The 26466-nt window shown below is 48.3% G+C and carries 25 protein-coding genes and 7 tRNA genes; 7 read left to right on the top strand and 25 right to left on the bottom strand.

Annotated features, from left to right (window positions below):
• Positions 1–467: 467 nt before the first annotated feature.
• The 16 genes from CFF01_RS11675 to CFF01_RS11750 form a co-directional block, all read right to left on the bottom strand.
• Positions 468–543: transfer RNA gene (locus CFF01_RS11675), tRNA-Lys, on the bottom strand.
• A gap of 38 nt (positions 544–581) precedes the next feature.
• Positions 582–657, bottom strand: a tRNA-Lys gene (locus CFF01_RS11680).
• Between the two features lie 38 nt (positions 658–695).
• A tRNA-Lys gene (locus CFF01_RS11685) sits at positions 696–771 on the bottom strand.
• Between the two features lie 38 nt (positions 772–809).
• Positions 810–885 (bottom strand) — tRNA-Lys (locus tag CFF01_RS11690).
• A 38-nt stretch (positions 886–923) separates the two neighbouring features.
• Positions 924–999, bottom strand: a tRNA-Lys gene (locus CFF01_RS11695).
• Positions 1000–1037: 38 nt separating this feature from the next.
• Positions 1038–1113: transfer RNA gene (locus CFF01_RS11700), tRNA-Lys, on the bottom strand.
• Positions 1114–1151: 38 nt separating this feature from the next.
• A tRNA-Lys gene (locus CFF01_RS11705) sits at positions 1152–1227 on the bottom strand.
• Positions 1228–1388: 161 nt separating this feature from the next.
• Positions 1389–2111 carry a tol-pal system protein YbgF gene (gene ybgF / locus CFF01_RS11710; RefSeq protein ID WP_033539974.1) on the bottom strand — a complete coding sequence of 241 codons (723 nt, stop codon included), beginning with the start codon at positions 2109–2111 and terminating at the stop codon, positions 1389–1391.
• A 19-nt stretch (positions 2112–2130) separates the two neighbouring features.
• A complete protein-coding gene (pal, locus tag CFF01_RS11715) occupies positions 2131–2673 on the bottom strand; it encodes a peptidoglycan-associated lipoprotein Pal (protein ID WP_033539975.1) in 543 nt (180 codons plus the stop codon).
• A 34-nt stretch (positions 2674–2707) separates the two neighbouring features.
• Complete coding sequence (tolB, locus tag CFF01_RS11720; protein WP_088904906.1) at positions 2708–4033, bottom strand: Tol-Pal system beta propeller repeat protein TolB; 1326 nt, start codon at positions 4031–4033, stop codon at positions 2708–2710.
• Positions 4034–4042: 9 nt separating this feature from the next.
• Complete coding sequence (tolA, locus tag CFF01_RS11725) at positions 4043–4978, bottom strand: cell envelope integrity protein TolA (RefSeq protein WP_033539977.1); 936 nt, start codon at positions 4976–4978, stop codon at positions 4043–4045.
• Positions 4979–4981: 3 nt separating this feature from the next.
• Complete coding sequence (gene tolR / locus CFF01_RS11730; RefSeq protein WP_033539978.1) at positions 4982–5416, bottom strand: protein TolR; 435 nt, start codon at positions 5414–5416, stop codon at positions 4982–4984.
• Positions 5416–6105 (bottom strand): protein TolQ, encoded by a 690-nt coding sequence (gene tolQ, locus CFF01_RS11735; RefSeq protein ID WP_033539979.1) that lies wholly within the window; start codon positions 6103–6105, stop codon positions 5416–5418. The genes tolR and tolQ overlap by 1 nt, the downstream gene beginning before the upstream one ends.
• Entirely contained in the window at positions 6095–6493 is a 399-nt protein-coding gene (gene ybgC / locus CFF01_RS11740; protein ID WP_033539980.1) for a tol-pal system-associated acyl-CoA thioesterase, read from the bottom strand. The genes tolQ and ybgC overlap by 11 nt, the downstream gene beginning before the upstream one ends.
• 157 nt (positions 6494–6650) lie before the next feature.
• Positions 6651–8804: a prolyl oligopeptidase family serine peptidase gene (locus CFF01_RS11745; RefSeq protein WP_088904907.1), complete on the bottom strand. Its 2154-nt coding sequence runs from the start codon at positions 8802–8804 to the stop codon at positions 6651–6653.
• A 619-nt stretch (positions 8805–9423) separates the two neighbouring features.
• Entirely contained in the window at positions 9424–10281 is an 858-nt protein-coding gene (locus CFF01_RS11750) for a flagellar protein MotY (protein ID WP_088905941.1), read from the bottom strand.
• Between the two features lie 168 nt (positions 10282–10449).
• Between CFF01_RS11750 and rnt the strand changes: the two genes are divergently transcribed.
• Positions 10450–11142, top strand: a complete 693-nt coding sequence (gene rnt / locus CFF01_RS11755) for a ribonuclease T (RefSeq protein WP_088904908.1) — start codon at positions 10450–10452, stop codon at positions 11140–11142.
• A gap of 135 nt (positions 11143–11277) precedes the next feature.
• Here the strand turns inward: rnt and CFF01_RS11760 are convergent, their stop codons facing one another.
• Both CFF01_RS11760 and CFF01_RS11765 read right to left on the bottom strand, forming a co-directional pair.
• Positions 11278–12294 (bottom strand): DUF3137 domain-containing protein, encoded by a 1017-nt coding sequence (locus tag CFF01_RS11760; RefSeq protein WP_088904909.1) that lies wholly within the window; start codon positions 12292–12294, stop codon positions 11278–11280.
• Positions 12295–12445: 151 nt separating this feature from the next.
• Entirely contained in the window at positions 12446–13051 is a 606-nt protein-coding gene (locus CFF01_RS11765; RefSeq protein WP_033539985.1) for a peroxiredoxin, read from the bottom strand.
• Between the two features lie 313 nt (positions 13052–13364).
• On the opposite strand from CFF01_RS11765, the gene CFF01_RS11770 reads away from it, so the two are divergent.
• Complete coding sequence (locus tag CFF01_RS11770) at positions 13365–14684, top strand: Na+/H+ antiporter family protein (protein ID WP_088904910.1); 1320 nt, start codon at positions 13365–13367, stop codon at positions 14682–14684.
• A 111-nt stretch (positions 14685–14795) separates the two neighbouring features.
• Here CFF01_RS11770 and upp read toward each other — a convergent pair whose 3' ends face one another.
• On the bottom strand, positions 14796–15422 hold the full coding sequence (upp, locus tag CFF01_RS11775; RefSeq protein ID WP_033539987.1) for a uracil phosphoribosyltransferase: 627 nt from the start codon (positions 15420–15422) through the stop codon (positions 14796–14798).
• 213 nt (positions 15423–15635) lie between these two features.
• On the opposite strand from upp, the gene purM reads away from it, so the two are divergent.
• The 5 genes from purM (at position 15636) to asnB (ending at position 22378) form a co-directional block, all read left to right on the top strand.
• Entirely contained in the window at positions 15636–16673 is a 1038-nt protein-coding gene (gene purM, locus CFF01_RS11780; protein WP_033539988.1) for a phosphoribosylformylglycinamidine cyclo-ligase, read from the top strand.
• Positions 16673–17317: a phosphoribosylglycinamide formyltransferase gene (purN, locus tag CFF01_RS11785; RefSeq protein ID WP_088904911.1), complete on the top strand. Its 645-nt coding sequence runs from the start codon at positions 16673–16675 to the stop codon at positions 17315–17317. The genes purM and purN overlap by 1 nt, the downstream gene beginning before the upstream one ends.
• Positions 17318–17593: 276 nt before the next feature.
• On the top strand, positions 17594–18340 hold the full coding sequence (locus CFF01_RS11790; RefSeq protein WP_033539990.1) for an HAD-IIA family hydrolase: 747 nt from the start codon (positions 17594–17596) through the stop codon (positions 18338–18340).
• A gap of 377 nt (positions 18341–18717) precedes the next feature.
• Positions 18718–20379: a M28 family metallopeptidase gene (locus CFF01_RS11795; protein ID WP_088904912.1), complete on the top strand. Its 1662-nt coding sequence runs from the start codon at positions 18718–18720 to the stop codon at positions 20377–20379.
• A gap of 340 nt (positions 20380–20719) precedes the next feature.
• Positions 20720–22378, top strand: coding sequence for an asparagine synthase B (gene asnB / locus CFF01_RS11800; RefSeq protein WP_088904913.1), 1659 nt, complete (start codon positions 20720–20722; stop codon positions 22376–22378).
• Between the two features lie 37 nt (positions 22379–22415).
• On the opposite strand, the gene CFF01_RS11805 is transcribed toward asnB, so the two are convergent.
• From CFF01_RS11805 to CFF01_RS11830, 6 genes are all read right to left on the bottom strand, one after another.
• Positions 22416–23192, bottom strand: a complete 777-nt coding sequence (locus CFF01_RS11805; protein WP_088904914.1) for a substrate-binding periplasmic protein — start codon at positions 23190–23192, stop codon at positions 22416–22418.
• A gap of 65 nt (positions 23193–23257) precedes the next feature.
• Entirely contained in the window at positions 23258–23605 is a 348-nt protein-coding gene (locus tag CFF01_RS11810; protein ID WP_088904915.1) for a 5-carboxymethyl-2-hydroxymuconate Delta-isomerase, read from the bottom strand.
• 2 nt (positions 23606–23607) lie between these two features.
• Positions 23608–23958 (bottom strand): VOC family protein, encoded by a 351-nt coding sequence (locus CFF01_RS11815; RefSeq protein WP_088904916.1) that lies wholly within the window; start codon positions 23956–23958, stop codon positions 23608–23610.
• Between the two features lie 169 nt (positions 23959–24127).
• The gene (locus CFF01_RS11820; protein WP_033539996.1) at positions 24128–24832 is read right to left on the bottom strand and encodes a hypothetical protein; all 705 of its coding nucleotides are present in this window, start codon (positions 24830–24832) and stop codon (positions 24128–24130) included.
• Positions 24833–24911: 79 nt separating this feature from the next.
• Positions 24912–25337 (bottom strand): GNAT family N-acetyltransferase, encoded by a 426-nt coding sequence (locus CFF01_RS11825; RefSeq protein WP_088904917.1) that lies wholly within the window; start codon positions 25335–25337, stop codon positions 24912–24914.
• A gap of 136 nt (positions 25338–25473) precedes the next feature.
• Positions 25474–26466, bottom strand: a complete 993-nt coding sequence (locus CFF01_RS11830; protein ID WP_088904918.1) for a 2Fe-2S iron-sulfur cluster-binding protein — start codon at positions 26464–26466, stop codon at positions 25474–25476.

Here is a 26466-nt window from a genome sequence, read left to right on the forward strand (position 1 = left end):
GGCGAAGTACAGTCTAATCGTCAAAACCAGTCAGCAAATAATGCGACGCATTAAACCGACTAATGCTTAGCGGCAATAAACATGGATCAACGAAGTTAGAAATATTTTAAGAAGAAAAATTAAAGCGAGGAAGAAAAAAGGTGGGCGTGAAGGCTTCGAACCTTCGACCAATATGGATTAAAAAAGTAAAGCCAACTGCTTCTTTACTTAAAGCACATCCAATGAGTTATTAGATCACTAATATTGGGTCACTCCTATTTGAACTGTGGCTAGTTAACCGAAATCGACAACAAATAATGAGGAGTTCAACAAAAACAGGGATGATTGAAGAAGTGGTGGGTCGTGAAGGATTCGAACCTTCGACCAATGTGGATTAAAAAGTAAAGCCAACTGCCTCTTTGCCTAAAGAGCATCGACTGAGCTAACAACTTTCTAAATTATCAGAAGAATTTAACACTTAGAGGAAGTGGTGGGTCGTGAAGGATTCGAACCTTCGACCAATTGGTTAAAAGCCAACTGCTCTACCGACTGAGCTAACGACCCATCTTGGATGCCTAACTGTTTAGCCACTGTCAGAAAAGTGGTGGGTCGTGAAGGATTCGAACCTTCGACCAATTGGTTAAAAGCCAACTGCTCTACCGACTGAGCTAACGACCCATTTTAGATGCCTAACTGTTTAACCACTGTCAGAAAAGTGGTGGGTCGTGAAGGATTCGAACCTTCGACCAATTGGTTAAAAGCCAACTGCTCTACCGACTGAGCTAACGACCCATCTTAGATGCCTAACTATTTAACCACTGTCAGAAAAGTGGTGGGTCGTGAAGGATTCGAACCTTCGACCAATTGGTTAAAAGCCAACTGCTCTACCGACTGAGCTAACGACCCATCTTAGGTGCCTAACTGTTTAACCACTGTCAGAAAAGTGGTGGGTCGTGAAGGATTCGAACCTTCGACCAATTGGTTAAAAGCCAACTGCTCTACCGACTGAGCTAACGACCCATCTTAGGTGCCTAACTATTTAACCACTGTCAGAAAAGTGGTGGGTCGTGAAGGATTCGAACCTTCGACCAATTGGTTAAAAGCCAACTGCTCTACCGACTGAGCTAACGACCCATCTTGGATGCCTAACTGTTTAACCACTGCCAGAAAAGTGGTGGGTCGTGAAGGATTCGAACCTTCGACCAATTGGTTAAAAGCCAACTGCTCTACCGACTGAGCTAACGACCCATTTTTCAGACTAAATCTCGTTGATTTAGCGCCCAACCGACTACGTCGCTTTGAGGGCGCCTATAATACCTTTTTCATCTTCTCATGCAAGTGCAAATTCCCCATTTTTTTTTGTTTGCATGAAAAACAGACTAAGAGTATGTTTTTTAGTTAAATAGAGATTAAAGTCCCACCATCTGCTGTTTTGCTATGCGCGCTGCAGCACTATTGGCATATTCGCTGACAACTTGCTGGTAATAACGTTTCGCCGTAGCATTGTCATTACGCTTTTGCGCTATCATACCGAGTTTCACCAGGCTATCGCCTCGTTTATTAGAATCTTTAAACTGATTCACCACAGTATCGAAGGCTTTTGCCGCTTCGGCAAACTCACCTTTGTTATACAATAACTGCCCAAGCCAATAGTTGGCATTCGCGGCATAGGTGGAATCAGGATATTGACGTATAAATTCACGAAACGCCGGAATGGCTTCATCATACTGACGCTCTTTCAACACCAGATTAACCGCACGCTCATAGCTTGCTGTTTCACCTAAGGAAGAGCTCGCAGGACCTGAATTAACTGGCGTTGCTGCCACTTGAGTAGTCTTCGTTTTACTCAAGTTAGCGATATCTTCATAGAGCTGGCGTTGGCGCTGCAACATCTGATTGATTTGATAGCTTTGTTGCTCTGTGAGCCCGCGCAAATCCAACACCTCTTGCTGAAGTGTATCCAAACGCTGCTGCATCTCAAATTCGGCCGCCTGTTTGGCTTTTATGATCCGCTCTAAACGCGCAACTCTATCATCGGGGGAACCGCCTGCAATATCCTCAACGGGTGCAGGTGCCGCGACTGCGACACCAACACTCATTAGAATAGCCGCGGTAACAACGGCAGTTTTCATAGTTAACCCTATCTAACGCTTAGTAAACCAATACCGCACGGCGGTTCTTAGCAAAACCATCATCGGTGCGAGAGAAATCTTGTGGTTTCTCTTCACCATAGCTGACGATGCTCATCTGGCTTGGCAATACGCCCATGCTTTGCAGATACTTGGCAACGGCTTTAGCACGGCGTTCACCCAAGGCAATGTTGTACTCTGGCGTACCACGTTCATCGGCGTGACCTTCGATCATCACGCGCACGTTAGGGTGCTCAAGCAGATACTCGCCATGGGCATTTAGCACTTCAGAGAAATCAGACGATACTGAGCTTCTGTCAAAATCAAAGTAAATGATATGCTCTTTACGCAGCTCTTGGTATTTAATGCGCTGCTGCTCCTCTGGTGTCAAAATAGGGGCCACACCACCGGTTTCAACACCACCGCCAGCAGTCATTTCGCTACTTTCGCTGCCACTCATTGAACCGCTCGCATCGGTTTGTGACTCAGAAGTTGAGCTACACGCGCTAATAGCCATAATAGGCAGTGCAACAACCATAGCTTTCAACAGCTTATTCAGATCCATTTTGTAATCCTTAATCTCGTTCTCAGTAGTAAATTTATAAGAAAGGTGACCAAGCAGGAGATTTCACCTCCCCTTGACCCACTGGCAATCTCGCCTTAAATCGTCCATCCATAGAGACGGCAGCCAACACCTGCTGACCTTGATAAGTTGTGCCATAGATCACCATAGTGCCGTTAGGCGCTATGCTGGGCGACTCATCCAGACGCGTACTTGTCAGCACCTGCATAAAGCGGGTCTCAAGGTCCATACGGGCAATATTGAACTTACCCTTGGTGCGATTCACAAACACCATGCTGCGACCATCAGGTGAAATAGAACCACCCAGATTCCACTCCCCTTCGAAGGTCAATCGTGTCACTTTGCCTGACGCCAAAACCACTTGGTAGAGCTGTGGGCGACCGCCACGCTCAGAGGTAAATATCAGCGACTTACCATCAGGTGTCCAAGAAGCCTCGGTATCAATCGCATAGTGATTCGTCACGCGCTTAATCGCCTTGGTGGCAATATCCACCACATAGATCTCTGGCTGGCCATCTTTCGATAGGGTTATCGCCAACTTCTTGCCATCGGGCGAGAATGACGGCGCGCCATTGATTCCAGGGAAGCTGGTGACCTTAGTTCGTTGCTGAGTATAGATGTCCTGAACAAAGACTTCGGCCTGCTTGTTCTCAAAACTGACATAGGCCAGACGACGACCATCGGGAGACCAGGTCGGCGACATCAGCGGCTCGGGCGAGCGCAATAGCATCTGCTCGTTATAGCCATCGTAATCGGCAATCATCAGCTTGTATGGCGATTTGGCCTTATGGTCAACCACCACATAGGCGATTCGGGTCAAGAAGGCACCGCGGATACCGGTGAGTTTTTCATAGACGATATCACTGATGCGGTGGCCATACTGCCTAAACTGAGCAGCGCTAATCACGGTTTCACGGCTATCGAGCAAGTATTCACTCGCCGCCTGAGGACCGCCCGATTGCATCTGGGCTTTAACCAGATCGATAAGCTCGAAATTCACTAAATACTGGTCTGGTCCATAAGGTTTTACCGTCCCTATCACCACGGCTTCGGCAGCCACATTTGACCAAGACTTGAGATCCATCTGTGACAGGGAGCCTATGTTACGCTGAGGCAATCCCAGTTCATCCATGGGTTTAAAGGTTCCACTGCGGGTCAGATCTGACATCACCACGTCAGAGATCTGTTGCGGCATAGGTGTGTTGCCCTGCCACACAAAAGGCACTACGGCGATAGGACGCGCGGCATCGACCCCTTCAGTGATCACTATATCCAGTGCCGCCTTGGCCGGAATGGTTAAAAATGCCAGCCCCAAGATGAGCCATCTTCCCAAGTTTTTCATGGAACTCCTTTAATTAAACTCCGGTTGTACGGTGAGATTAATCTCTTTTAGCTTGTTATAAACATCGGCTTCCGGCGAGACAGGTAGACGTCCAGCCTTGTTAATCGCCGCCTTCGTGGCACGGCAGACCACAGGATCACCGGACACGATTTCATTACCTGTCACAAAACCATCTTTTGCCAAACGAATAAAGACCCGACAGCTCTTGCCTCGCATCGACTCATCGACAACCAAATGACGTTGAATCGTCGCACGTATCATTGATGTATAACGCTGCACCTCGCTCATCACCTGCTTATTGCGAGTCTGCGACAGAGCGGCCTGCTCGGCGGCTAACGCCTCTTGCATCATACGTTCTTGTTCGCGGCGTGCGGCTTCTTCAGCCTTACGTTTAGCCTCTGCCTCAGCCTTGCGCTTACGCTCTTCGGCCGCTTTCTTAGCGGCAGCCTCTTCAGCCTTGCGTTTTGCCTCGGCTTTGGCAGCGGCTTCTTCAGCAGCTTTACGTTCAGCCTCTTTCTTCTTGCGCTGCGCCTCAGCCTTAGCGGCCTTCTCCTTTTCCTGCTGCTCTTTAAGCTTGGCGGCCTGAGCGGCCTTGGCAGCATTTTGGGTCTCTATCTCTTTCTGCTTGCGCTCTTGCTCTAACTTTTTAATACGTTGCTGTTCGCGCTCACGAGCCTCGCGAGCCTCTCGCGCCTTACGATCCAGCTCTTCTTGTCGCGCCTTCTCTTTGCGCTCTGTCGCCAGCTTCTCGGCTTTTAATTTTTCCACCTGTTCGTTGACCCGCTTCTGATCAACGATCACAGCTTGGATCGCCGGGGCGCTCGCCTGTGGCACTACCTTGGGCTTCTCACTGAAATCAACGCCCATGACTAAGATCACTATCACACCAATATGAATACTGGCTGAAACGATGAGTGGAATGGTAAAATCTGATTTCCCTGACACCTGCTACTCCTCAGGCGAATCTGTCATCAAGCCTACCGAAGGTACACCTGCTTTTTGTAACGTCACCATAAGCTGGATCACCCGCTCATAGGGAATACTTCTGTCGGCTTTAACCACCACTGGGCGCTCTGGCTCTAACTGCACTATCGCGCTCACTCTCACAGCAATCTCTTCGAGATCCAGCACCTCTTTGTTACTGGTACTGCCAATATCCAGATAGTAATCACCATCGGCATCGATAGAAGCGACCACAGGTGGTTTGCTATCGGCAGGCAGGCTTTCAGCCTCCCCTTGGGGCAGATCAACCTTCACCCCTTGGGTGACTATGGGCGCTGTTACCATAAAGATGATCAGCAGCACCAACATCACGTCGATATAAGGTACAACGTTGATCTCGGCTACCGGGCGACGCCTCTTACGTTGATAACCCTGCTGCATTAGCCGGCTTCCTTCTCGCTATAGGCTTGACGATGCAAGATGCTGGAAAACTCTTCCATAAAGTTGGCGTAGGACATCTCAATTTTCTCAACTTGGGTCGAGAAGCGGTTATAGGCAATGACCGCCGGGATCGCCGCAAACAGACCCATAGCGGTTGCAATCAGGGCCTCAGCAATACCTGGTGCGACCATGGCAAGCGTGGCATTTTCTACCGCACCTAAGGCGATAAAGGAGTTCATGATCCCCCAAACAGTGCCAAACAGGCCGATATAGGGGCTGGTCGAGCCGATAGTGGCCAGCAGCGGCAAATGGGTTTCCAGCTTCTCAAGCTCTCTTGAGAGCGAGACTCTCATGGCTCGGTAACTGCCATCCATCACCGCCTCGGGGACCTTGCCATTAAGGGTACTTAGGCGGGCATACTCTTTAAATCCGGCGTAAAACATCGCCTCCAACCCTGTGTTACTCTCTTGCCTCGCTGATAGCTCTTTGTAGAGTTTATTAAGATCGACACCGGACCAAAATTTGTCTTCAAACTTGAGTGAACGCTGACGAGCCGACGTCAGCAGGCGTCTGCGCTGAATAATCACCGCCCATGACATCACTGACAGCGCCAGCAGGGTCAACATGACAAATTTAACTAACAGACTGGCCTGTAAAAACAGCCCGATAAAAGAGATATCAGCTTCCACCCTTTAACTCCTGAACAATATGATGGGGAATGGCTTTGGGCCGCATGCGCGATAGTGCAACACAGGCCACCTGAATGAGTCCTTCACAATAGAGTGTGCCAGCCTCGTCAAGCAAACGTTGCCTGAATACCATAGAGGCCTTCTTCATCTCTATGACTTCAGACTCGACAAAAAGGTCCTGCTCGAACCGAGCTGCCACTTTAAAATCCAACTCGGCATGTTTAACGACAAAAGCGATATCGTCTGCCAATAGCTGGGTCTGCTTAACGCCTATATGTTTGAGCCACTCGGTGCGGGCTCGCTCGAAGAAATTAAGGTAGTTTGAGTGATACACCACTCCACCAGCATCAGTATCTTCGTAGTAAACGGATATAGGCCAACGAAACATAGCGTGAGACTGCCCAGCATTCAGATTAAACAGACGCCTACTATACCGAGTGCCCAGGCAATTGTGAATGCTTGAAGCCCTGCAGACTAAGACTTAGTGCATAAAATTTTGTTAATAAAAAAGGGAAGTTATTCACTTCCCTTTTAACTCTGTCTGCTTAACCACCAATCTTACTCGGCACTGCAAGGCCAAAGTTGTGCATTAAGAAACTATAAATATCGGCAAACTCATCTATCTTCATCGCTGTCGGCTTACCGGCACCATGGCCCGCCTTAGACTCGATACGCATGATGATAGGCGCATCACCCGTCTGCCTGTCTTGTAACAGGGCACCAAACTTAAAGCTGTGCAGAGGCACGACGCGGTCATCATGGTCGGCCGTCATTACCATAGTAGCTGGGTAATCACGTTCGGCGATATTATGGTATGGCGAATAGGCAAGCAGCGCAGGGAACTGTTCGGCGTTATCGGCACTGCCATACTCACTGGTCCACGCCCACCCAATGGTGAACTTATGGAAGCGCAGCATATCCAGCACACCAACAGCTGGCAACACGGCGGCAAAAAGCTCTGGTCGCTGAGTCAAGGCGGCGCCCATCAACAAACCACCATTACTACGACCATAGGCACCTAGCTTACTGCTATTGGTGTATTTGTTGTCGATCAGATACTCGGCCGCAGCAAAATAATCATCAAATACATTTTGCTTCTTATCGAACATCCCGGCCTGGTGCCAGCTCTCACCATACTCGGCGCCACCACGTAGGTTAGGCACGGCGTACACGCCTCCCATATCCATCCAGGCAATATTGGCTGGGCTGAATCTTGGAGTAAGCGAAATTGAGAAACCACCGTAGGCATACAACAGAGTTGGATTTTCGCCATTTAGGGTCAAACCTTTCTTATATGAGATCATCATTGGCACGCGGGTACCATCTTTACTGGTGTAAAACACCTGCTCTGACACATAGTTTTCAGGGTTAAAGGCGATCTTTGGCTTGGCATACAGGCTAGACTGACCGGTTTTAAAATCAAACTTATAGGTTGTCTGTGGCTGCACATAGCTATTGAAGGTGTAATAGAAGTAATCTTTACTGCGCTTGCCATAGGGACCGGCAATCTTACCCTTGCCCGGAAGATCGACATCCTGACGCTTAACACCGTCCATGCTAAAAATGGTTAACTTACCCAGCACATCGTGCAGATAGCTCACCACCAGATGATCATTGATAATGGATACAGCTGCGATGGGGTCGCTCGACTCAGGAATAACGGTCTTCCAATTTGCCTTAGCCGGACGATTCACATCGATAGCCACTATCTTACCGTTAGGCGCATTTAGATCAGTCTTAAAATAGAAAACAGACTTATCATTACCCAGGAAGCTGTATTCTGCTTCCAGCTCACTGATCAGCTCCACTACCGGGGCGTCAGCTTGGGTAAGCGACTTATAGAAGAAACGATTTCGGCTGTCAGTCCCTTGAGAGATAGAGATCAGCAGATAATCGCCTTGCTCTGACACTTCGGCGCCAAAGCCCCAATCTTTGTTTTGAGGACGCTCATAGATTAACTTATCTTCAGATTGGTCTGTGCCTAGCTTGTGAAAATAGACCTTCTGATTAAAGTTAACGTCGGCCAACAGGTTGCCACCTTCGGGCGCGTCATAACGAGAGTAGTAGACACCCTGATTATCGTGACTCCACTCAGCACTAGAAAACTTAATCCACTTAAGTTCATCTTTTAGCATTGCGCCACTTGCCACATCGACAAACTGCCACTGCTGCCAATCCGAACCTGACTTCGAAACGCCATAGGCAATAATTTTACCATCGCCACTAACCGAGACACCGCTTAATGCCACAGTGCCATCAGTGGAGAAGCTATTGGGATCTAAGGCCACTTTTTCTTCGCCAGCCTTGTTTTTCACATAAAGCACAGACTGCGCTTGTAAACCGTCGTTGCGGTAATAGAAGGTGTTATCGCCACGCTCGATGGGTGCCGTCACTTTCTCGAAGTTCCACAGCTCTGTAATACGATCGACAATCGCCTGCTTATTTTCCAACTGGGCTAGAAAATCATGTCCTGCCTGCTGCTGTTGCTTGACCCAGCTGTGAGTCGCTTCACTTTCTTCCTCTAGATAACGGTAGGGATCAGCGACCTCTACCCCATGCAAAGTCTCGACAACCCCTTGAGGCTGAGTAGCAAGCTGTGCCGATGTCGGTTCACTGGCATGGTAGTGACAGCCCATGAGTGCCAAACCTATCCCGGCAAGCAAAAGGTGTTGCTTTGATAATATCGTCTTAAGAGCCATGTGTAGCCATCCTGGATATCTCGTTATTATTAATGGTAAACCTGTGAGCAAGCGCCCAATTACGACGTACTATACAAGTAAAAAAAAACCGTGCAATGGTTACAAATAAACTAATCAGGGGCTTGCCTGAGATACCTGTTAATAAAAAAACAACATGGATGAATTATATAAATCGTGAAATTATGCAACAATTTTGCTTAATCAAGCGCAAATAGCCAATATGTATGAATTCACCACTTCCAGAGCGCTCATTTGATATTAGAAATACTAATCTGAGGCGGGAATTTTTCTAGTTTGTAGGAGCAATGGTCTGACCCTATAATTCGTCTCGTTTTCAGGAAGTGTCTACCGCGCTGGTAGATATGAAAACAAGAACTCCGATTTCCCGTGCCAGTCACGTGAATTCATCCCTGGTTCTTATGCTTGACTTCCTTCCTTCAATTTGTTGATTGCAATATATTATTTGCGGCCCACTTAAGATTAAGTGGGCTTTTTTTTTGCCTTAAAATCCCACTCTCCTTAAATATCGTAATCAATGCCTGCCAAACGCCAAACGACAGAAACAACAAACCGGCCATTAAGACCGGTTTGCTAATGCATGAAACGCTTCTGGAAAAAGTTAGAGCGGTTTACTCAGACGGATCACGACACGTCGATTTCGGGCACGTTCATCTATGGTCGCATTGGAGGCCACATGACGACGCTCACCATGACCTAGAGTGTGAATTCGCTCCTGTGGGATCCCTGCAGACAGGAATAGCTGCTTAACTGAATCCGCTCGTTTCTCTGATACCTTCTTATTGACCGAACGCCCACCGAAACTATCGGTATAAGCATCAATCAACACAAGTTCGACTTCAGGATCATAAGAGAGATACTCCTGAACCTTGGCGATCTGCGCCTTGGAGTAACGGGTTAACTCTTGTCCCCCAAACTCATAGGTCAGCACAGTAAAGGCAATATCTTCAAAACTATAAGGCAAAAGGTTGGCCAGACATGATTTAAACTCGGCATAACGACGGCCAAAATTGGCCGCGGATAGGCCGACTGCCACCTTACTGGAACGGTTATACCAATCGGCATAATAAAAGGTTGGCTGCATGCCGCGCTCAAGTTCATTGAGCATGGACCAAGCCGCCTTTTTCGGCACTTCACCGCTAAAGTATTTTTGATAAGTCAGCTCGGTGATTGGACGAGACACCACACCCGGGCGCCAAGCAGGTGCCATGCTCATCAGCTTGGCATTAGTGACCTCATCGGGCTTCACCCACATATCCAGACTAAAGTTCAAATCATGATCTTTACCGGCGCGACTGGTAAACACCGCCTTTCCGTATGCTGGGATCTCATGTTCGAGACGACAGATGATGGGACTGGCGTCGCTTAAACGCCATGAGGACTGTTCCAAAGAGGCCACATAGTGACGCAACTCTGCATGTGCCGTCGTCGTAAGACTCAAGCCAATACCGAATGTCATCGCACTTAGCACTCTCAACCACATAGACAATCACTCTTATTAATTAGGTTACTTATCCCTATCGGCCTTATTTAGCTTTCCTTTAGCCTATATATTGACCAATCAAACATGACAAGCTCCCACCCGATACTTCATAATAGCCACCCACTCATCATTTTGGATATTTTAATGAGCGAAATTTGCGACGCAAACAAACTTAACCACAGATTTCGTGGTTACTTTCCCGTGGTTATTGATGTTGAAACTGCGGGCTTCAATGCCCAAACCGATGCGTTGCTGGAGATCGCCGTTACCATGTTAAAGATGGATGAGAAGGGTGATCTGGTATTAGACAAGACACTGCACTACCACATCGAGCCCTTCGAAGGGGCTAACTTAGAGCCTGAAGCCCTCGCCTTTAACGGCATAGATCCAAGCAATCCACTGCGCGGCGCAGTGAGTGAGAAAGAGGCCTTTTTGGAGATCTTTAAAGAGGTCAAAAAGCATCAAAAAGCCTCTGATTGTCATCGCAGCATCATAGTGGCCCACAACGCCTCCTTCGACCATGGTTTCGTGACCAAGGCGATAGAACGTAATGGCTTAAAACGCACGCCGTTTCATCCCTTCGCGACTTTCGACACTGCGGCTTTGTCAGGTCTGGCTCTAGGGCATACAGTGCTAGCTAAGGCCTGCGAGATTGCCGGCATCCCATTCGATAATAAAGAGGCACACTCAGCCCTCTACGATACCGAGCGCACCGCCGAGCTGTTTTGCCATATTGTGAACAAATGGAAAGCTTTAGGCGGATGGCCACTTAGCTCTGATAATGCCGACGATTCAATGGAAGAACAGAGCGAAAGCCAAGATAGCAGTTCAAGTTAGCGCGATGATCAAATCCAGTTAATGCACTCTAGATAGTGCCACTTTAACGGTTTACCTCATCACAATATCAAAGGGGATGCAGCGCAATAGCACCGCTATCCCCTTTTTAACAATGAAACGATATTAAAGCACCGTTTACAACCCAGTGTATTGATTTAATTTTAGCGTATTAATTAGCGCAAAAATCTCTTCTAACTCTTTAAACAATTGTTCAATATCTTCTTGAAAGCTTAACTCTTTTTGGATATCTAGTTTAGATTGGAAATAATCATGACTACTCGCTATTTTAAGCAGTAACTTCCCGTCTTTAAAACAAGCTTCCAGTTCAGAATTATAGAAGCGCCCTATTGAGAGCAAGCGTTCCATCGTCGCGGTATTAAGCAAGTAACGAGCTTCAACCTGATCGCTACTGTACACTTCAAACTCTCTTTCAAAGTTTACATCTTCGAGCCTAACCCGCGATAAATCACTTTTGAAGGCATCCAATTTGTTACCGAACATGCCTCTATCTTTGCTAATCAGGGTAATACCTGAAAAACGTTTAGAGATATCAAATTCAATTAATATGCCATTGAAAATATTTTTGTATCGGGTTTGATTATCATTATTAGTACTATCTTTTACATCCAACCCTAATTCCCGTAGCAAAAATTTAATGCCTTGATACTTCCCTTTGAAGGAGTCTTTAAAATAGCCACGGTCATATTTAGGTAAGATACCGTAATCTTTGTACGTTTCTAACTCTGGCAAATTTGGCGGATTGAGTTTAAATTCCTTACCAAAATAACGAATGAGAATAGGATAAAGCTCACTAAAAATGTCTCCGCTTAATTTAGTCACTTCGCCACATGCCCAAACATAAACGCCTGCGATCATTGCAAATACCGTCATGGTACCGAGCAGACTTATGGTGAATAGTTGGCCGTCATCAAGCACTGCTAAGCTATAATACATCACGGCAAATCCGACGAGAAATAATGGGATGACGAGTTGGCCTAAGGGTTTAGCAATTTTGGCTCGTTCGTTGTATCGCTTGACAGCATCTAAGCGCATCTTTTCATAGGATGCACATTTTGGGGCAATATTGCGCTTGTAGTACTGACTAAAAGAAAGTTTATCCTTTTCAGGAACATCAAACTCCATCGGATTCATTTATCACTCCTTGAATATGTTTTAATGCGACGTAATACCTACGAGCCTATAGTTTTGGTCCTTAACCGTATCAACGTGCATCATTTATATAGCAAAAACAAAAAAGCCGCGATCCTCGCGGCTTTTTTAGCTACAAACTACTATCTTAAGATTATAGTGAGTCAGCGTTGTCAGTCAGGTAAGAAGCAACACCTTGTGGGCTTGCGTCCATACCCTTGTCACCTTTTTCCCAACCAGCTGGGCAAACATCACCATGCTCTTCGTGGAACTGAAGCGCATCGATCATACGTAGCATTTCATCAACGTTACGACCTAGTGGTAGATCGTTAACCACTTGGTGACGAACCTGACCTTCTTTGTCGATAAGGAAAGAACCACGGAAAGCCACACCGGCTTCTGGATGCTCAACGTCATAGGCTTTACAGATCTCATGCTTCACGTCAGCAACTAGCGTGTATTGCACTTGACCGATACCACCCTTGTCTACAGGAGTGTTACGCCATGCGTTGTGAGTGAACTGAGAGTCGATTGAAACACCGATAACTTCTACGCCACGCTTCTTGAACTCTTCCATGCGGTGATCGAAAGCAATCAACTCAGATGGGCATACGAAAGTGAAATCAAGTGGGTAAAAGAATACTACAGCTGGCTTTCCTTTAATCGCTTCGCTCAGGGTAAAGCTATCTACGATTTCGCCATTACCAAGAACTGCTGCAGCAGTGAAATCAGGAGCCGGACGGCCTACTAATACGCTCATTTTATATCTCCATCTATGGATTGAAAAAGCTTTTAATTATGAACTCCAAAGCATTATAGGCAGTCACCAGCGGGACACAAGTAATTTGGGATCATTGTCACCTTTTATAATAAAAATTCATCGAGTTGCCTAACTTATCACCTGCGGCCCCCGACCTTGGTATGCATGTTTACACTTACGCAGTAAACTTGAATACAGTTCAGTTACATCTCTGTCTTATTTCAAAGTTAAAACGCCTTGGCGCTGGACAACACGGGCTATTGCTGGCAAAAATAGCTTCCCATTACAGATTAAAAAATCAGATTGAATCAATATGAATGCAGTTGTTATAGCCGTTTGCTTGATGTTGGGCCTTAGCCTTGCGCGAGTAAACGTCGTCATCGCGCTCACCGTGAGTGCCCTGGTCGCCGGGCTCGTCGGCGGCATGGACCTTCAGCAAACGGTCGAAGCCTTTAATACCGGCCTGGGCGGGGGCGCGCAGATAGCCCTGAGTTATGCCCTACTGGGCGCCTTTGCCGTCGCCTTGTCGCACTCTGGCCTCACCACGCTTATCTCCCGTAAGGTGATCGCTCAGCTAGGTCAAGAACAAAGCCCTGGTAACATCAACAAGGTACGCTGGCTCTTGCTACTGGCTATCCTGGCGATGGCGGTCTCTTCACAGAACATTCTGCCGATCCATATTGCCTTTATACCGATTCTGATCCCGCCGCTACTGCATGTAATGTCTAAGCTCAAAATGGATAGACGACTAGTCGCTTGCGTGTTGACCTTTGGCCTAGTGACCACCTATATGATCTTGCCTGTGGGCTTTGGTGGCATCTTCTTAAATGACATCTTGCTATCGAACCTCACCAGTAACAACTTGGAAGCCGTGCGTGAGCAGATCCCACCAGCCATGCTGATCCCAGCCCTGGGCATGGTATTTGGCCTGTTTATCGCCGTGTTTATCAGCTACCGTAAGCCTAGAGAGTATAAAGAAGAACTGATTCTGGCGGCCGAGCCCGAAGAAACCCTAAATCGCCGTAATATTTTCATCGCCCTGATCGCCATTGCATCGACTCTCATCGTCCAGCTCTATACTGGCTCAATGATCTTCGGTGCACTCATCGGCTTTATCATCTTTAGCTTTTCAGGGGCGCTCAAACATGTCGCCGATCAGGATATCTTTAACCAAGGCGTGCGCATGATGGCCAACATAGGTTTCATCATGATCTCCGCAGCAGGCTTTGCCGCTGTGGTCAAAGCCACTGGGGATGTAAGCACCTTGGTAGACTCCCTCAGCCATCTTATTGGTGATAACAAAGCCTTGGCAGCATTCTTAATGTTGGTGGTCGGCCTGCTCATCACCATGGGGATTGGCTCATCATTTTCTACCATTCCCATTATCGCCACTATCTATGTACCACTGGCCATTAGCTTTGGCTTCTCAGTACCAGCCACCATCGCCCTCGTGGGCACGGCAGCGGCGCTAGGCGATGCAGGCTCGCCAGCATCAGATTCGACCCTGGGGCCAACTGCGGGTCTTAACGCCGACGGTCAACATGACCATATCCGCGATAGCGTTATCCCAACCTTTATCCATTACAATATTCCGTTGTTGATCTCGGGTTGGATAGCAGCCATGGTGCTGTAATTATCACGAGCAATAAAAAAGGAGCCTAAGGCTCCTTTTTTATTGTGTTATTGATTGCGCGGCAACTTACTACTTATTAAAACTTACTACGCATTAATTAGTTCACGGTAATTACTTAGTACCGAAAATCTTATCACCGGCATCACCCAGACCTGGCAGAATGTAGCCATTCTCGTTGAGACACTGGTCGATAGAAGCGGTATAAAGCTCAATATCAGGATGCGCTTTTTCCAGTGCAGCAATCCCTTCAGGCGCCGCCACCAATACCAATGCTTTGATTGCGGTGCAGCCGCGCTCTTTCAGCAGGTCGATGGTCGAGATCATAGAACCACCTGTAGCCAGCATAGGGTCTACGACCAATGCGATACGCTCATGCATATTGCTGGCAAGCTTCTCGAAATATGGCACTGGCTCTAGGGTTTCTTCATCACGATAGATACCGACTACCGAAATACGCGCGCTAGGTACATGCTCAAGCACGCCATCCATCATACCCAGACCGGCACGAAGAATTGGCACGACGGTCACTTTCTTACCTTTAATCTGCTCAACTTCAACTGGACCGTTCCACCCTTCAATGGTGACCGTCTCGGTTTCAAAGTCAGCTGTCGCTTCATAGGTTAACAGGCTACCGACTTCTGCCGCTAACTCACGGAAACGCTTAGTACTGATGTCTCCCTCACGCATTAATCCAATCTTATGACGTACTAAAGGATGCTTAACTTCGACCACTTTCATCGTTCTCTCCTGATGCTATTCCAGTTTTTTTCAGCAAATTGTACCGATTCTAGTAGATTTGTTCACAATCGAAAACTTAAAGTTTTACAAACACGGCAAATCGTGACCTAAGTCCGTTTGAATATTCAAAATCATCCCTTTCGAGTGCCCACACAAGCTGATAGAATAGCGCCGCATAAAAATCCAATAACGATGTACCCGAGAGGATCCTCCGTGAGCACTCCTACCCAGCTAAGCTATAAAGATGCAGGTGTTGATATCGACGCAGGCAATGCCCTGGTTAACAATATCAAATCTGCTGTTAAACGTACCCACCGTCCAGAAGTTATGGGCAACCTAGGTGGTTTTGGCGCACTTTGTGAGTTGCCAACTAAGTACAAACATCCAGTTCTTGTGTCTGGCACCGATGGTGTTGGTACCAAGCTTAGACTGGCTATCGATTATAAAAAGCATGACAGCGTCGGCGTCGATCTCGTGGCAATGTGTGTTAACGATCTTATCGTTGCCGGTGCCGAGCCACTGTTTTTCCTCGATTACTACGCCACAGGCAAGCTAGATGTAGAAACAGCCACCTCTGTCGTTAACGGCATCGCTGAAGGCTGTGCTCAGTCAGGTTGCGCCCTGATCGGTGGTGAAACCGCCGAAATGCCAGGCATGTATGAAGGCGAAGACTACGACTTAGCTGGCTTCTGTGTTGGCGTTGTGGAAAAAGAAGATGTACTCGATGGCTCTAAAGTCGTTGCCGGTGATGCGCTTATCGCGCTGGGCTCAAGCGGTCCTCACTCAAACGGTTACTCGCTGATCCGTAAGGTTCTCGAAGTCAGTCAAGCGGATCCGCAGCAAGATCTTGAAGGTAAGCCACTTATCGATCACCTGCTGGAACCCACCAAGATTTATGTTAAACCGCTGCTTAAGCTGCTTGAAAAGCACGACGTTCACGCAATGGCTCACATCACTGGTGGCGGATTCTGGGAAAACATCCCACGCGTACTACCCGATGATGCCAAAGCCGTCGTAAAAGGTGACTCTTGGCAATGGCCAACTGTATTTAACTGGTTGATGGAAAACGGCAACATCGCAGAATTTGAGATGTACCGTACCTTCAACTGTGGTGTCGGCATGATCATCGCCCTACCACAAGATCAGGTTGAATCTGCTTTGGCACTGCTAAAGGCTGAAGGTGAAAACGCTTGGCTAATCGGTGACATTGCCAACCGCAATGGTGACGAAGAGCAGGTGGAGATCCTCTAATGACAGATTGCTGTCGCGTTCTCGTCCTTGTCTCTGGTAACGGCAGTAATCTGCAAGCTATCATTGACGGGTGTGATGACAACCTGCAAGCCGAAGTGGTTGGCGTTATCAGTAACAAGCCAGACGCTTACGGTTTAGTGCGCGCGCATCACAGCGAGATAGACACCAGCTGCGTGATCCCCCATCAGGGTGAATCTCGCAGCGACTACGATCTGCGTCTCAAGGCGGCTATCGATAAGTATCAACCCGACCTGATCGTGCTTGCGGGCTTTATGCGTATCCTAAGCGATGATTTCGTGAAACAGTTTGAAGGGCGAATGATCAACATTCACCCCTCGCTACTACCGAAATATACCGGCTTGCATACCCATCAGCGGGCTATCGACGCCGGTGACAGCGAGCACGGTGCCAGCGTGCATTTTGTGACGCCAGAACTGGATGCTGGCCCGGTGATCCTGCAGGCAAAAGTGCCCGTCTACTCTGAAGACGATGCCAGCATGCTGGCAGCAAGAGTACATGAACAGGAACATGCCATCTATCCGCTGGTCGTAAAATGGTTTAGTCAGCAGCGTCTGCGTATGGCAGACGGCAAGGCCTACCTTGACAACGAGCCACTTGGCCCAATGGGCTATGCCGCCGACTAAGCACTTTGAGACTAAGCGTTGTGAGATTTAGTGCTGTGAGACGAACAAAAAAAGAGACCCAAGGGTCTCTTTTTTATTGCCCAGGCGAAACTCAAAAAGAAAAGTTAAGAGTGGGAAGTGCCACTCGCGCCCCAAACACTTATGACTAAACCACTTATGACTAAATCAGGTCTACTAGCGGCAAGGCTAAATATTTCACTAAATTACATTGTTTTTAAAGCACAATTGGTTTTAGATGAAGGCAATTGACTTTCTGCTAGCAAGACGAGACCTAAGATGAAAAATGTAATTTGTGATATTGATGGTGTGCTGCTACATGACAATAAGTTGATCCCTGGCAGCGATAAGTTCATCCATCGCATTCTTGAACAAGGGAATCCTCTGGTCTTATTGACCAATTATCCGGTGCAAACAGGTAAGGATCTGCAAAATCGTCTCGGCGCCGCCGGGATCCACGTACCAGAGGAGTGCTTTTACACCTCAGCCATGGCCACGGCCGATTTTCTTAAACACCAGACTGGCGACAAGGCATACGTGATTGGCGAAGGCGCCCTCACCCACGAGCTCTATAAAGCGGGCTTTACCATTACCGACATCAACCCCGACTTTGTGATTGTCGGCGAGACCCGCTCCTACAACTGGGATATGATCCACAAGGCCGCCCAGTTTATCGCCAGTGGTGCCCGTTTTATCGCCACCAACCCAGATACCCACGGCCCGTCGCACAGCCCAGCCTGTGGCGCACTGTGTGCCCCAATCGAGCGCATTTGCGGCCGCAAACCCTTCTATGTGGGTAAACCCAGCTCCTGGATCATCCGCAGCGCCCTGAACCATATCGGCGGGCATTCGGAAAACACTGTGATCATCGGCGACAATATGCGCACCGATATCTTGGCAGGCTTCCAAGCCGGTCTTGAAACCATCTTAGTCACCAGTGGCGTCAGCCAGGTCAAAGATATCGACAGAGAACCCTTTAGACCGAATCATGTGTTTGACTGTGCTGGCGATATCGACGTCATCTAAGTCTATTGACCACAGAAATCACTAGCTAAATCGCGCGGCCCAGACCGCGTGATTTTTATCCCTAGCCTAAACAAGATTTATCGCTAACTGCCCTGCTTTCATTCACTCTCTGCTAAACATAAAGCGTAACATTTAATCGCCCCACCTCCCTTGATATTGACGCTCTTCTTAGTTCATCATGTTGGCGCGATTAATAATACCCATCACAGTAAGTCAGTGATCAGAAACAGCCTAAGAAAAACGTTCGAGAACAAGGCAGAACTTTTTGATAAGTAGTTATTCTACATTCAAAAATGCTAACGCAGTTATCGGGTGTTTTAACAAGCTAGTATGATCAGCGATTTACTACGATGATAACAATAACAATAGGAAGTCACATGCGATTTGCCCTACCTGCCTGTGCACTGGTACTACTTAGTGCCTGCAGTCAGCATACGTCAGACATAAGCGCCGACGCCAAAACTCCAGAATTTAACGAAGCCAGATTCAGACTGGATATTCAAACCCTATCTTCAGATAAGTTTGAAGGGCGTGCCCCAACCACCCAAGGTGAAACTCTCACCTTAGATTATCTCAGTAAGGCCTTTGCCGCCGCCGGGCTAGTCGGAGCTAACGACGGTAGCTTCTTACAAGCCGTGCCTATGGTCAGTTACACCGCCAGCGAGTCACAGCAAGTGACTCTGGGCGACCTGCCGATGCAATACCGCCAGGATATCGTCCTGGGTAGCCGCCACGATAACCAAGGCATCGACATCAAAGATGCTCCTTTAGTCTTTGTCGGCTACGGCATCACGGCGCCAGAATATGACTGGAACGATTATGAAGATCTGGATATGAAGGGCAAAATAGCCCTTATCCTGGTCAACGACCCAGGCTTTGCCCTGCCCGAGTCGGGCAAATTTAACGGCAAGGCAATGACCTACTACGGCCGATGGAGCTATAAATTTGAAGAAGCCAGTCGCCAGGGCGCTCTGGGCGCCATCATCATCCACGACACCAAGCCGGCCTCTTATCCTTGGTCTGTGGTAGAGAACAGCTGGACTGGCGCTCAACAAGATCTGGTGCTCGATAAAGCGATCCAGGATAGCCGTGTACAGGTAGAAGGCTGGATCACTAAGGAAAAAGCCAACGAACTGTTTAACAGCGCAGGGTTATCCCTAGCCACTTTACGGGATCGCGCCGCCAGCAGCCCGGTCAACGTCGCATTAGAAAAAACCGCCAACATTACCTTTAGCAATAAGGCCGAATACGCCAACAGCTATAACGTGGTTGCTACGCTCCCCGGACAGGACGCCAGAGATGAACATATCCTCTTTACCGCCCACTGGGATCACATAGGAATGGACCAAAACAAGAGTGGCGATCAGATCTATAACGGTGCTCTGGACAATGCCTCGGGCACAGCTGGTATCCTTGAAATCGCTCGTCAGTTTGCTACGCAAGCCAAACAGGGTAAGCCACTCAAGCGTTCGCTCACCTTTATCGCCACCACTGGCGAAGAACAAGGACTACTGGGCTCGCGATACTACGCCGCTAATCCACTTTATCCACTAGAAAAAACCGTTGCAGTGTTTAACCTGGACAGCACCAATATCTATGGCCGTACATCGGATTTCACCATAGTGGGTAAAGGTAAGTCTCAACTTGAAACTTACCTTGTCGATGCGGCCAGCAGCCAACAACGCACCGCGGTCAGTGAAACACGGCCTGAGTCAGGCGGCTTCTTCCGCTCAGATCATTTCAGCTTTGCCAAATATGGCGTACCAGCAGTGTTTGCCGGCGGCGGTAATAACCCTGTCGATGAAGCCACGGCAAAATACAAGGCGGAGATGAAAGAGCAGATGAAAGGCTGTTACCACAATGTGTGCGATGAGTATCGCGCCGATTGGGATCTCTCTGGCGCCATAGAAGATCTTGGGGTCTACTATCAGGCTGCCCAGCGCCTAGGCAACAACGGCGACTGGCCAGGCTATTATGCGGGCACAGAGTTCCATCAACTGCGTCCGGCCAAAACAACGACAACAGCAACCGCCGAATAAATCCGCTTTTGGCAAGGACATAAGTAAAAAGGCTTCCATTGGAAGCCTTTTTGTTTATTTATCCGCCAGTCACGTCGCTTTTTGCCAACTCGACCAAAACCCGGACTGAGATTCAGAATGCACAAATCTCACCGACAATTACAAACTAAAATTGTTGATTTCACAATTAAACCTAAAAAAGACAAAACAATCCTCAAAAACAAGGCCAAATTAACGACAAAAACACCTTTGTAATCGACAATTTTATGACGTTTTGACAATCAAAAGCCTTGGCAGATGAAGAAAATGCTGTCAAAGTGATTGGCAACTGAGATTTATACCGTTTTTTGGAGCTTTCATTATGTGTTCAATATTTGCGATTCTCGACATCCAAACCGATGCCACGCCGCTGCGCCAGGTTGCGCTAGAGATGTCAAAGCTGCTGCGCCATCGCGGCCCAGACTGGTCTGGGATCTATGCCAGCGATAAGGCTATTCTGGCCCACGAGCGTCTGGCTATCGTCGATATTGAGCACGGTGCTCAGCCGCTGTTGTCAGAAGATGAAAGCCTGATCCTTGCCGTTAACGGCGAGATCTACAACCACAAGGAACTTAAAGCCGAACTCGGTGACAAGTACAGCTATCAGACCAACTCAGATTGTGAGGTGATCCTCGCCCTGTATCAGGAATACGGCACCGAATTTTTGGACAAGCTCAACGGTATCTTCGCCTTCGTGCTCTACGACAAGCGCACAGACAGCTATCTGATTGGCCGGGATCACATGGGTATCATCCCCCTCTACACAGGTCATGATACCGAGGGCAACTTCTACGTGGCCTCAGAGATGAAGGCACTGATGCCCGTCTGTAAGACAGTCGAAACCTTTAAGCCTGGCCATTACCTGACAAAGGGTGGTGAGACCCACTACTACCAGCGCGACTGGAAATCCTTCGAAGCGGTGCAAGACAACCCAGCCAGCGTCGAAGAGCTGCGAGGTGCACTGGAAGCCGCCGTCAAGCGTCAGCTGATGTCTGATGTACCCTATGGCGTGCTCCTGTCCGGTGGACTGGACTCCTCTGTCATATCGGCCATTACCCAAACTTTCGCTAAACGCCGTATCGAAGATGACGGTGCCAGCGATGCCTGGTGGCCACAACTGCACTCTTTTGCCGTAGGTCTCACTGGCGCACCGGATCTCGCCGCGGCGCAAAAGGTCGCCGATGCCATTGGCACCATTCACCATGAGATCACCTTCAGCTTCCAGGAAGGCTTGGACGCACTAAAAGATGTGATCTATCACCTGGAAACCTACGATGTCACCACCATACGCGCGGCAACGCCTATGTACCTGATGGCCCGTAAGATCAAGGCGATGGGGATCAAGATGGTCTTATCTGGCGAAGGGGCTGATGAACTGTTTGGTGGCTACCTCTATTTCCACAAGGCGCCAAATGCTCAAGCCTTCCACGAAGAGCTAGTACGTAAGTTAGACAAGCTGCACCTGTTCGACTGCCTGCGCGCTAACAAGGCGATGGCGGCCTGGGGCTTAGAGGCTCGCGTGCCCTTCCTCGACAAAGCATTTATCGACACCGCCATGCGGATTAACCCTGAGGCCAAGATGTCCAAAGGTGGCCGCATCGAGAAGCATATTCTGCGTGAAGCCTTCGAGCACAAGTTGCCTAAAGAAGTGGCTTGGCGTCAGAAGGAGCAGTTTAGCGATGGCGTAGGTTACTCTTGGATCGATGGTCTCAAGGAACATGCTGCGGCGCAGGTAGACGATCTGCAACTGGCAAACGCCAAATTCAGGTTCCCTTACAACACACCGGAAACCAAGGAAGCCTACTTCTACCGTTGCTTCTTTGAAGAGCACTTCCCGTTACCGTCAGCGGCTGAAACTGTACCGGGTGGTAAGTCGGTCGCCTGCTCGACACCAGAGGCTTTGGCATGGGACGAGAGTCTACAGGGGATCATCGACCCCTCTGGTCGCGCAGTGCAGTCGGTACACGAAAGCGCTTACTAAATCTACTCAGTAAAAAAGAGACCAAATGGTCTCTTTTTTAATAGTATTCGATGTTCTGCTCAGCGAAACGCTCGATCTCCCGCATAAACAGCCCCTCTTCATAAGCTTGACCGATCAGCGCCTGCATCTTAGCCAGCGGCAGGCCGATCTGATGGCGCTTACTCACGGCAAAATAGACCTGACGCTCCTCTTCATAGCTGTAGGGATGCACCTTTAACTTGTTTTCAAAATCGCTGAAACGCGCTTTTAGGCTAGGCAAAACCACCTCGGAGACGATGAGCAAATCGAAGCGTCCCTTAAGCAACATATTAGTCGCCGAAATCACATCATTAGTCTCCACCTTATGCAGACTTACATCCTTATCGAAACGCTCGAAATACTCTGTCTGACGGGAGATAGCTATGGTGAGCGGCGTAAGATCCTCATAGCTTGTCACCGACGTCAAGGTTTTCTGACTGATAAAGACAAAACGGCCATCGGAGCGATAGGGCAGAAAGTCGCTATAGACTTCGCGCTCGGGCTTGGCGTAGAGTCCCGCCAGTAGATCGACGCCACCATTTTCCAGCATGTGTAGACAACGGGCAAAGTTGGGACTGGTAATATACTCGAGTCGCCGCTCTAACAAAGCGGCAAACAGCTCAAGTGCTGCGATGTGCTCCCCTTTTGGGGCTTCACCCGGCACCAAAATTTGAAAAGGGGGATAATTATCGACACAAACTCGTATCGCGCCCTCCTCCTTCGCCACTAAGCTAGCAGAAAACAGGCTAGCAGATACAAGCCCTGCCATTAGCCACAAGCCCTTAGTAAACTTCATTCAATAACAACTCCTCGAGCTTTCCTCACCCGCAGACCATGATGCTCCTGATAAATTACACTCAGCTAGCCATTTATCCGCTTAAAGTAGTGCGCTTTCGCTATGTCTAACACCTCTATGGTGATACTGGACACTTGCCTACACAGGGGCGCGATGCGCCTATCGATAGCCTGTAACAACAGCTGTTTCTGCTCATCGGTGCGCCCGGGCATAATCTTCAGCGTAATATGAATGAAACTGGCATCTTCGATTTCGCCGACACAGCTATACTCGGCGCCATAGGCACGAGTCTTAATCGCGGCAGGCTCAAACAGTTCGCTCTCTATGGCACCTTGATGCACAGCCTTTACCAGCGCTGAAATCGCTATTTGCTGCGCCAAGGGGGCGCTATATTCCACGATACAATGAGGCATACTTACTCAGACCATACCGCAAACTCGTTACCGTTTGGGTCCTTAAAATGAAAACGACGACCACCGGGAAACGAGAAGATCTCCTGTGTGATCAAGGCGCCCGCATCGGCAGCTGTGGTCAAACATACCTCCAGCGCCTTGGCATAAATGACGATCAAAGGCGCGCCGGAGGCGATATTAAATCCTTTATCCGACAGATAAAATCCACCCGCAATGCCGGCATTGGTAAAACAGCTGTACTCGGGGCCATAGTCTTCAAACTGCCAATTGAACACCTTTGAAAAGAAGGCCTTAGTCGCGGCGATATCCTTAACAGGGATCTCAATATAATTAATAGTTAAATTTTGATTCATTGCATCTCCTTGCTGCGAATCTGCCCAGGCAAACGAGCAGATTATTCTGCACTCAATTTACTCACTATCCTAAGCGAAAGCGAGTATTAAGTCCTATCGGCTTGTTAGTAACAGCCACCAATCAGGCATAAAAAAAGGGAGCCAGGCTCCCTTCATTATTTACTCGATATTATCCCAGCAGCGCCGCCAGTAAACCAATCAAGCCACCGAATACACCACCCCAGACCACCAACCAGCCTAAGTGCTGTTTGATCATCTGCTGCACTATCTCTTTCACCAACTGCGGGGTCAGCTCGGCCAATCTTTGATCGACAATGCTCTTTACCTTGGCCCTGAGATCCGCCAACACATCAGGCTGCTCAATCTCATTTTTGAGCAGTTCATAGAACTCATCACTCTGAGAAAGCTCTACCAAAGAGGCTTTCATTTTGTTGATAAATGGCTCTTTCAGTGGGGCAATCGCCTCTGTGCCACCAAACATAGCCAGCATGCCGCCAAATGAGGATTGTTCGACCGTGGTCACCAAGGCATCGAACGCCGGCGTCATGTCCACTTTTTCAATCACAGGTTCAAGATTAATATGGGCAACGCTCCCTCCTTGCTGAGACAGAAATTTATCAATGTTTTCATTGGTAAAAAACTGCTCCATCATCAAGTGGGCGATCCCCGCCTTAAACTCTTCGAATCTTGCAGGTACCACGCCGCTACCATAGAGGCCCGGAACCTTTTCAAACAACATATGAATGGCCAGCCAGTTGGTCACGGCGCCAGACAGAGCAAACAGACCGACGCTAAACAGGATAGGCAGGTCAAGAAAATAGCCGCAGACCACCAGCACGGCGGCCAGTAAATTAGTGATAAGGCTCTTATTCACTGATTTATCTCCAAGGATCCAAACTAAAAAAACGCGCTATCTTACCACAAGCAAAATCCCTGAAGACAGACTATCGATTTTAGTTAATAGCGTACTCGGCAAACAAAGTATTGATTTCACTCTCATCGACCATGATAAAGCCATCGCCGCTTAGGTGTTCGCGACGCACTGCAATCACGTTAGTATCATCGGCAAGTTCTTTGGCTTTTTTCACCAAACACCTGGCAATACCGCGATGGCGGAAGCTTTGTTCGACAAACAGATCATCGAAATACCAGACAGGCTTGAGTAAGCGAGAGCAGAAAGAGGGGTATAACTGAATAAAACCAACGACCTGATCTTCAACCTGAGCAATAAAAATAACCGAATCATTCTCGTGCAGACGAGCACGAATGAACTCAAGGCTTTCGGCCAAGGCCGTATCCTCCCCCAGACTTTGACGATAACAGTCAAATAGGGAGGTTAACGCAGTCAAGTCATCTTCAATCGCAATTCTAATCAGCATATTCCGTCCTTGAAACCTGTATTGACCCAGGATGATAGGTGACCAATACAGTTACATCCTCATGATTTATTTGATGTTATCATAAAGAGACCGAAAAAACAGTGCAAACCTGAATGAAATCGTCGGACCTCTCAGACTAGCCTCGCGGACGGGTGCGCAGATCTTTATATTCGAAAGAGAGGCTATGGATCCGCTCGATGGGAAAGCCATTTAAGAAGGCTACTTCTCGACTCTCATTGACTAAACCAGGCTCACCACACAAAAACAGCTGTTGTTGACGATCAAATTGATGACTCTTTAGTGCCTCTGTAAAAGGGTTGGCATGGATCACTCGACGGCCCTTGCTCTCACTCTGTCCCGTGATGCACGCCTGGTACTGAAACTGGCGATGTTCCAGCATCATTTTTAACAACTTATGATGGAGATAAAGGTCGTTATCATCCCGCGCGCCGACATAAAGAAAAATCTCCCCTTGATGTCCCTGCGCCAAGGCCTGATTCAGGATGCCATAAGCCACCCCCAAGCCACTGCCAAAGGCAACAATAATCAACTTAGTGTCCCGATAGGCGTTACGATAGTAACGACTACCCAATGGGCCCTGAACCAAGAGTGACTCACCAATCCCTGCATGGTGGTAGAGCCAGTCACTAAACTGACCATTATACTTGCGCCTGACATGCAGCTCGATCAGCGAATCCCCCGGCTGATTCACCGGCGAATAACTTCGGGTGAGGCCGTCGAAACGTCTAACATTAATATATTGACCAGGATGGTGAAGCAGCGGCTCATCGAGAGAAAGACAGATACGCACCACAGCCTCATTGATAAATTGCTTTTGCTGAATCTTGGCACCGATGAAGAGATCCTGAGGCAAAATGGATTTCAGCCGCAAAGAGGGGGTCGGCTTACATTGGCAGGAGCAGAGGTAATGTCGCTGCTTTAGACCCAAGGTCAGTCCACGCTGGGCACCTATCGCCATTTCTCCATCGACATGTTGCAACAGACACGTTTTACACACCCCCTTCTTGCAGGAGTAGTTTACTCTCTGGCCATGACGGATAAGGGTGTCTAACACGGACTCTCCCGCTTGTGCCTCAAATGCCTGACCGTCGAGGTAAAATGTTGTCAT

Origin of the sequence: Shewanella marisflavi (assembly GCF_002215585.1) — a bacterium.
Classification (GTDB): domain Bacteria; phylum Pseudomonadota; class Gammaproteobacteria; order Enterobacterales; family Shewanellaceae; genus Shewanella; species Shewanella marisflavi.

Coding starts and splice junctions, on each gene's coding strand:
- ybgF (WP_033539974.1), bottom strand. CDS start 2,111: ATGAAAACTGCCGTTGTTACCGCGGCTATTCTAATGAGTGTTGGTGTC.
- pal (WP_033539975.1), bottom strand. CDS start 2,673: ATGGATCTGAATAAGCTGTTGAAAGCTATGGTTGTTGCACTGCCTATT.
- tolB (WP_088904906.1), bottom strand. CDS start 4,033: ATGAAAAACTTGGGAAGATGGCTCATCTTGGGGCTGGCATTTTTAACC.
- tolR (WP_033539978.1), bottom strand. CDS start 5,416: ATGCAGCAGGGTTATCAACGTAAGAGGCGTCGCCCGGTAGCCGAGATC.
- ybgC (WP_033539980.1), bottom strand. CDS start 6,493: ATGTTTCGTTGGCCTATATCCGTTTACTACGAAGATACTGATGCTGGT.
- CFF01_RS11745 (WP_088904907.1), bottom strand. CDS start 8,804: ATGGCTCTTAAGACGATATTATCAAAGCAACACCTTTTGCTTGCCGGG.
- CFF01_RS11750 (WP_088905941.1), bottom strand. CDS start 10,281: ATGACATTCGGTATTGGCTTGAGTCTTACGACGACGGCACATGCAGAG.
- rnt (WP_088904908.1), top strand. CDS start 10,450: ATGAGCGAAATTTGCGACGCAAACAAACTTAACCACAGATTTCGTGGT.
- CFF01_RS11760 (WP_088904909.1), bottom strand. CDS start 12,294: ATGAATCCGATGGAGTTTGATGTTCCTGAAAAGGATAAACTTTCTTTT.
- CFF01_RS11765 (WP_033539985.1), bottom strand. CDS start 13,051: ATGAGCGTATTAGTAGGCCGTCCGGCTCCTGATTTCACTGCTGCAGCA.
- CFF01_RS11770 (WP_088904910.1), top strand. CDS start 13,365: ATGAATGCAGTTGTTATAGCCGTTTGCTTGATGTTGGGCCTTAGCCTT.
- upp (WP_033539987.1), bottom strand. CDS start 15,422: ATGAAAGTGGTCGAAGTTAAGCATCCTTTAGTACGTCATAAGATTGGA.
- purN (WP_088904911.1), top strand. CDS start 16,673: ATGACAGATTGCTGTCGCGTTCTCGTCCTTGTCTCTGGTAACGGCAGT.
- CFF01_RS11790 (WP_033539990.1), top strand. CDS start 17,594: ATGAAAAATGTAATTTGTGATATTGATGGTGTGCTGCTACATGACAAT.
- CFF01_RS11795 (WP_088904912.1), top strand. CDS start 18,718: ATGCGATTTGCCCTACCTGCCTGTGCACTGGTACTACTTAGTGCCTGC.
- asnB (WP_088904913.1), top strand. CDS start 20,720: ATGTGTTCAATATTTGCGATTCTCGACATCCAAACCGATGCCACGCCG.
- CFF01_RS11805 (WP_088904914.1), bottom strand. CDS start 23,192: ATGAAGTTTACTAAGGGCTTGTGGCTAATGGCAGGGCTTGTATCTGCT.
- CFF01_RS11810 (WP_088904915.1), bottom strand. CDS start 23,605: ATGCCTCATTGTATCGTGGAATATAGCGCCCCCTTGGCGCAGCAAATA.
- CFF01_RS11815 (WP_088904916.1), bottom strand. CDS start 23,958: ATGAATCAAAATTTAACTATTAATTATATTGAGATCCCTGTTAAGGAT.
- CFF01_RS11825 (WP_088904917.1), bottom strand. CDS start 25,337: ATGCTGATTAGAATTGCGATTGAAGATGACTTGACTGCGTTAACCTCC.
- CFF01_RS11830 (WP_088904918.1), bottom strand. CDS start 26,466: ATGACAACATTTTACCTCGACGGTCAGGCATTTGAGGCACAAGCGGGA.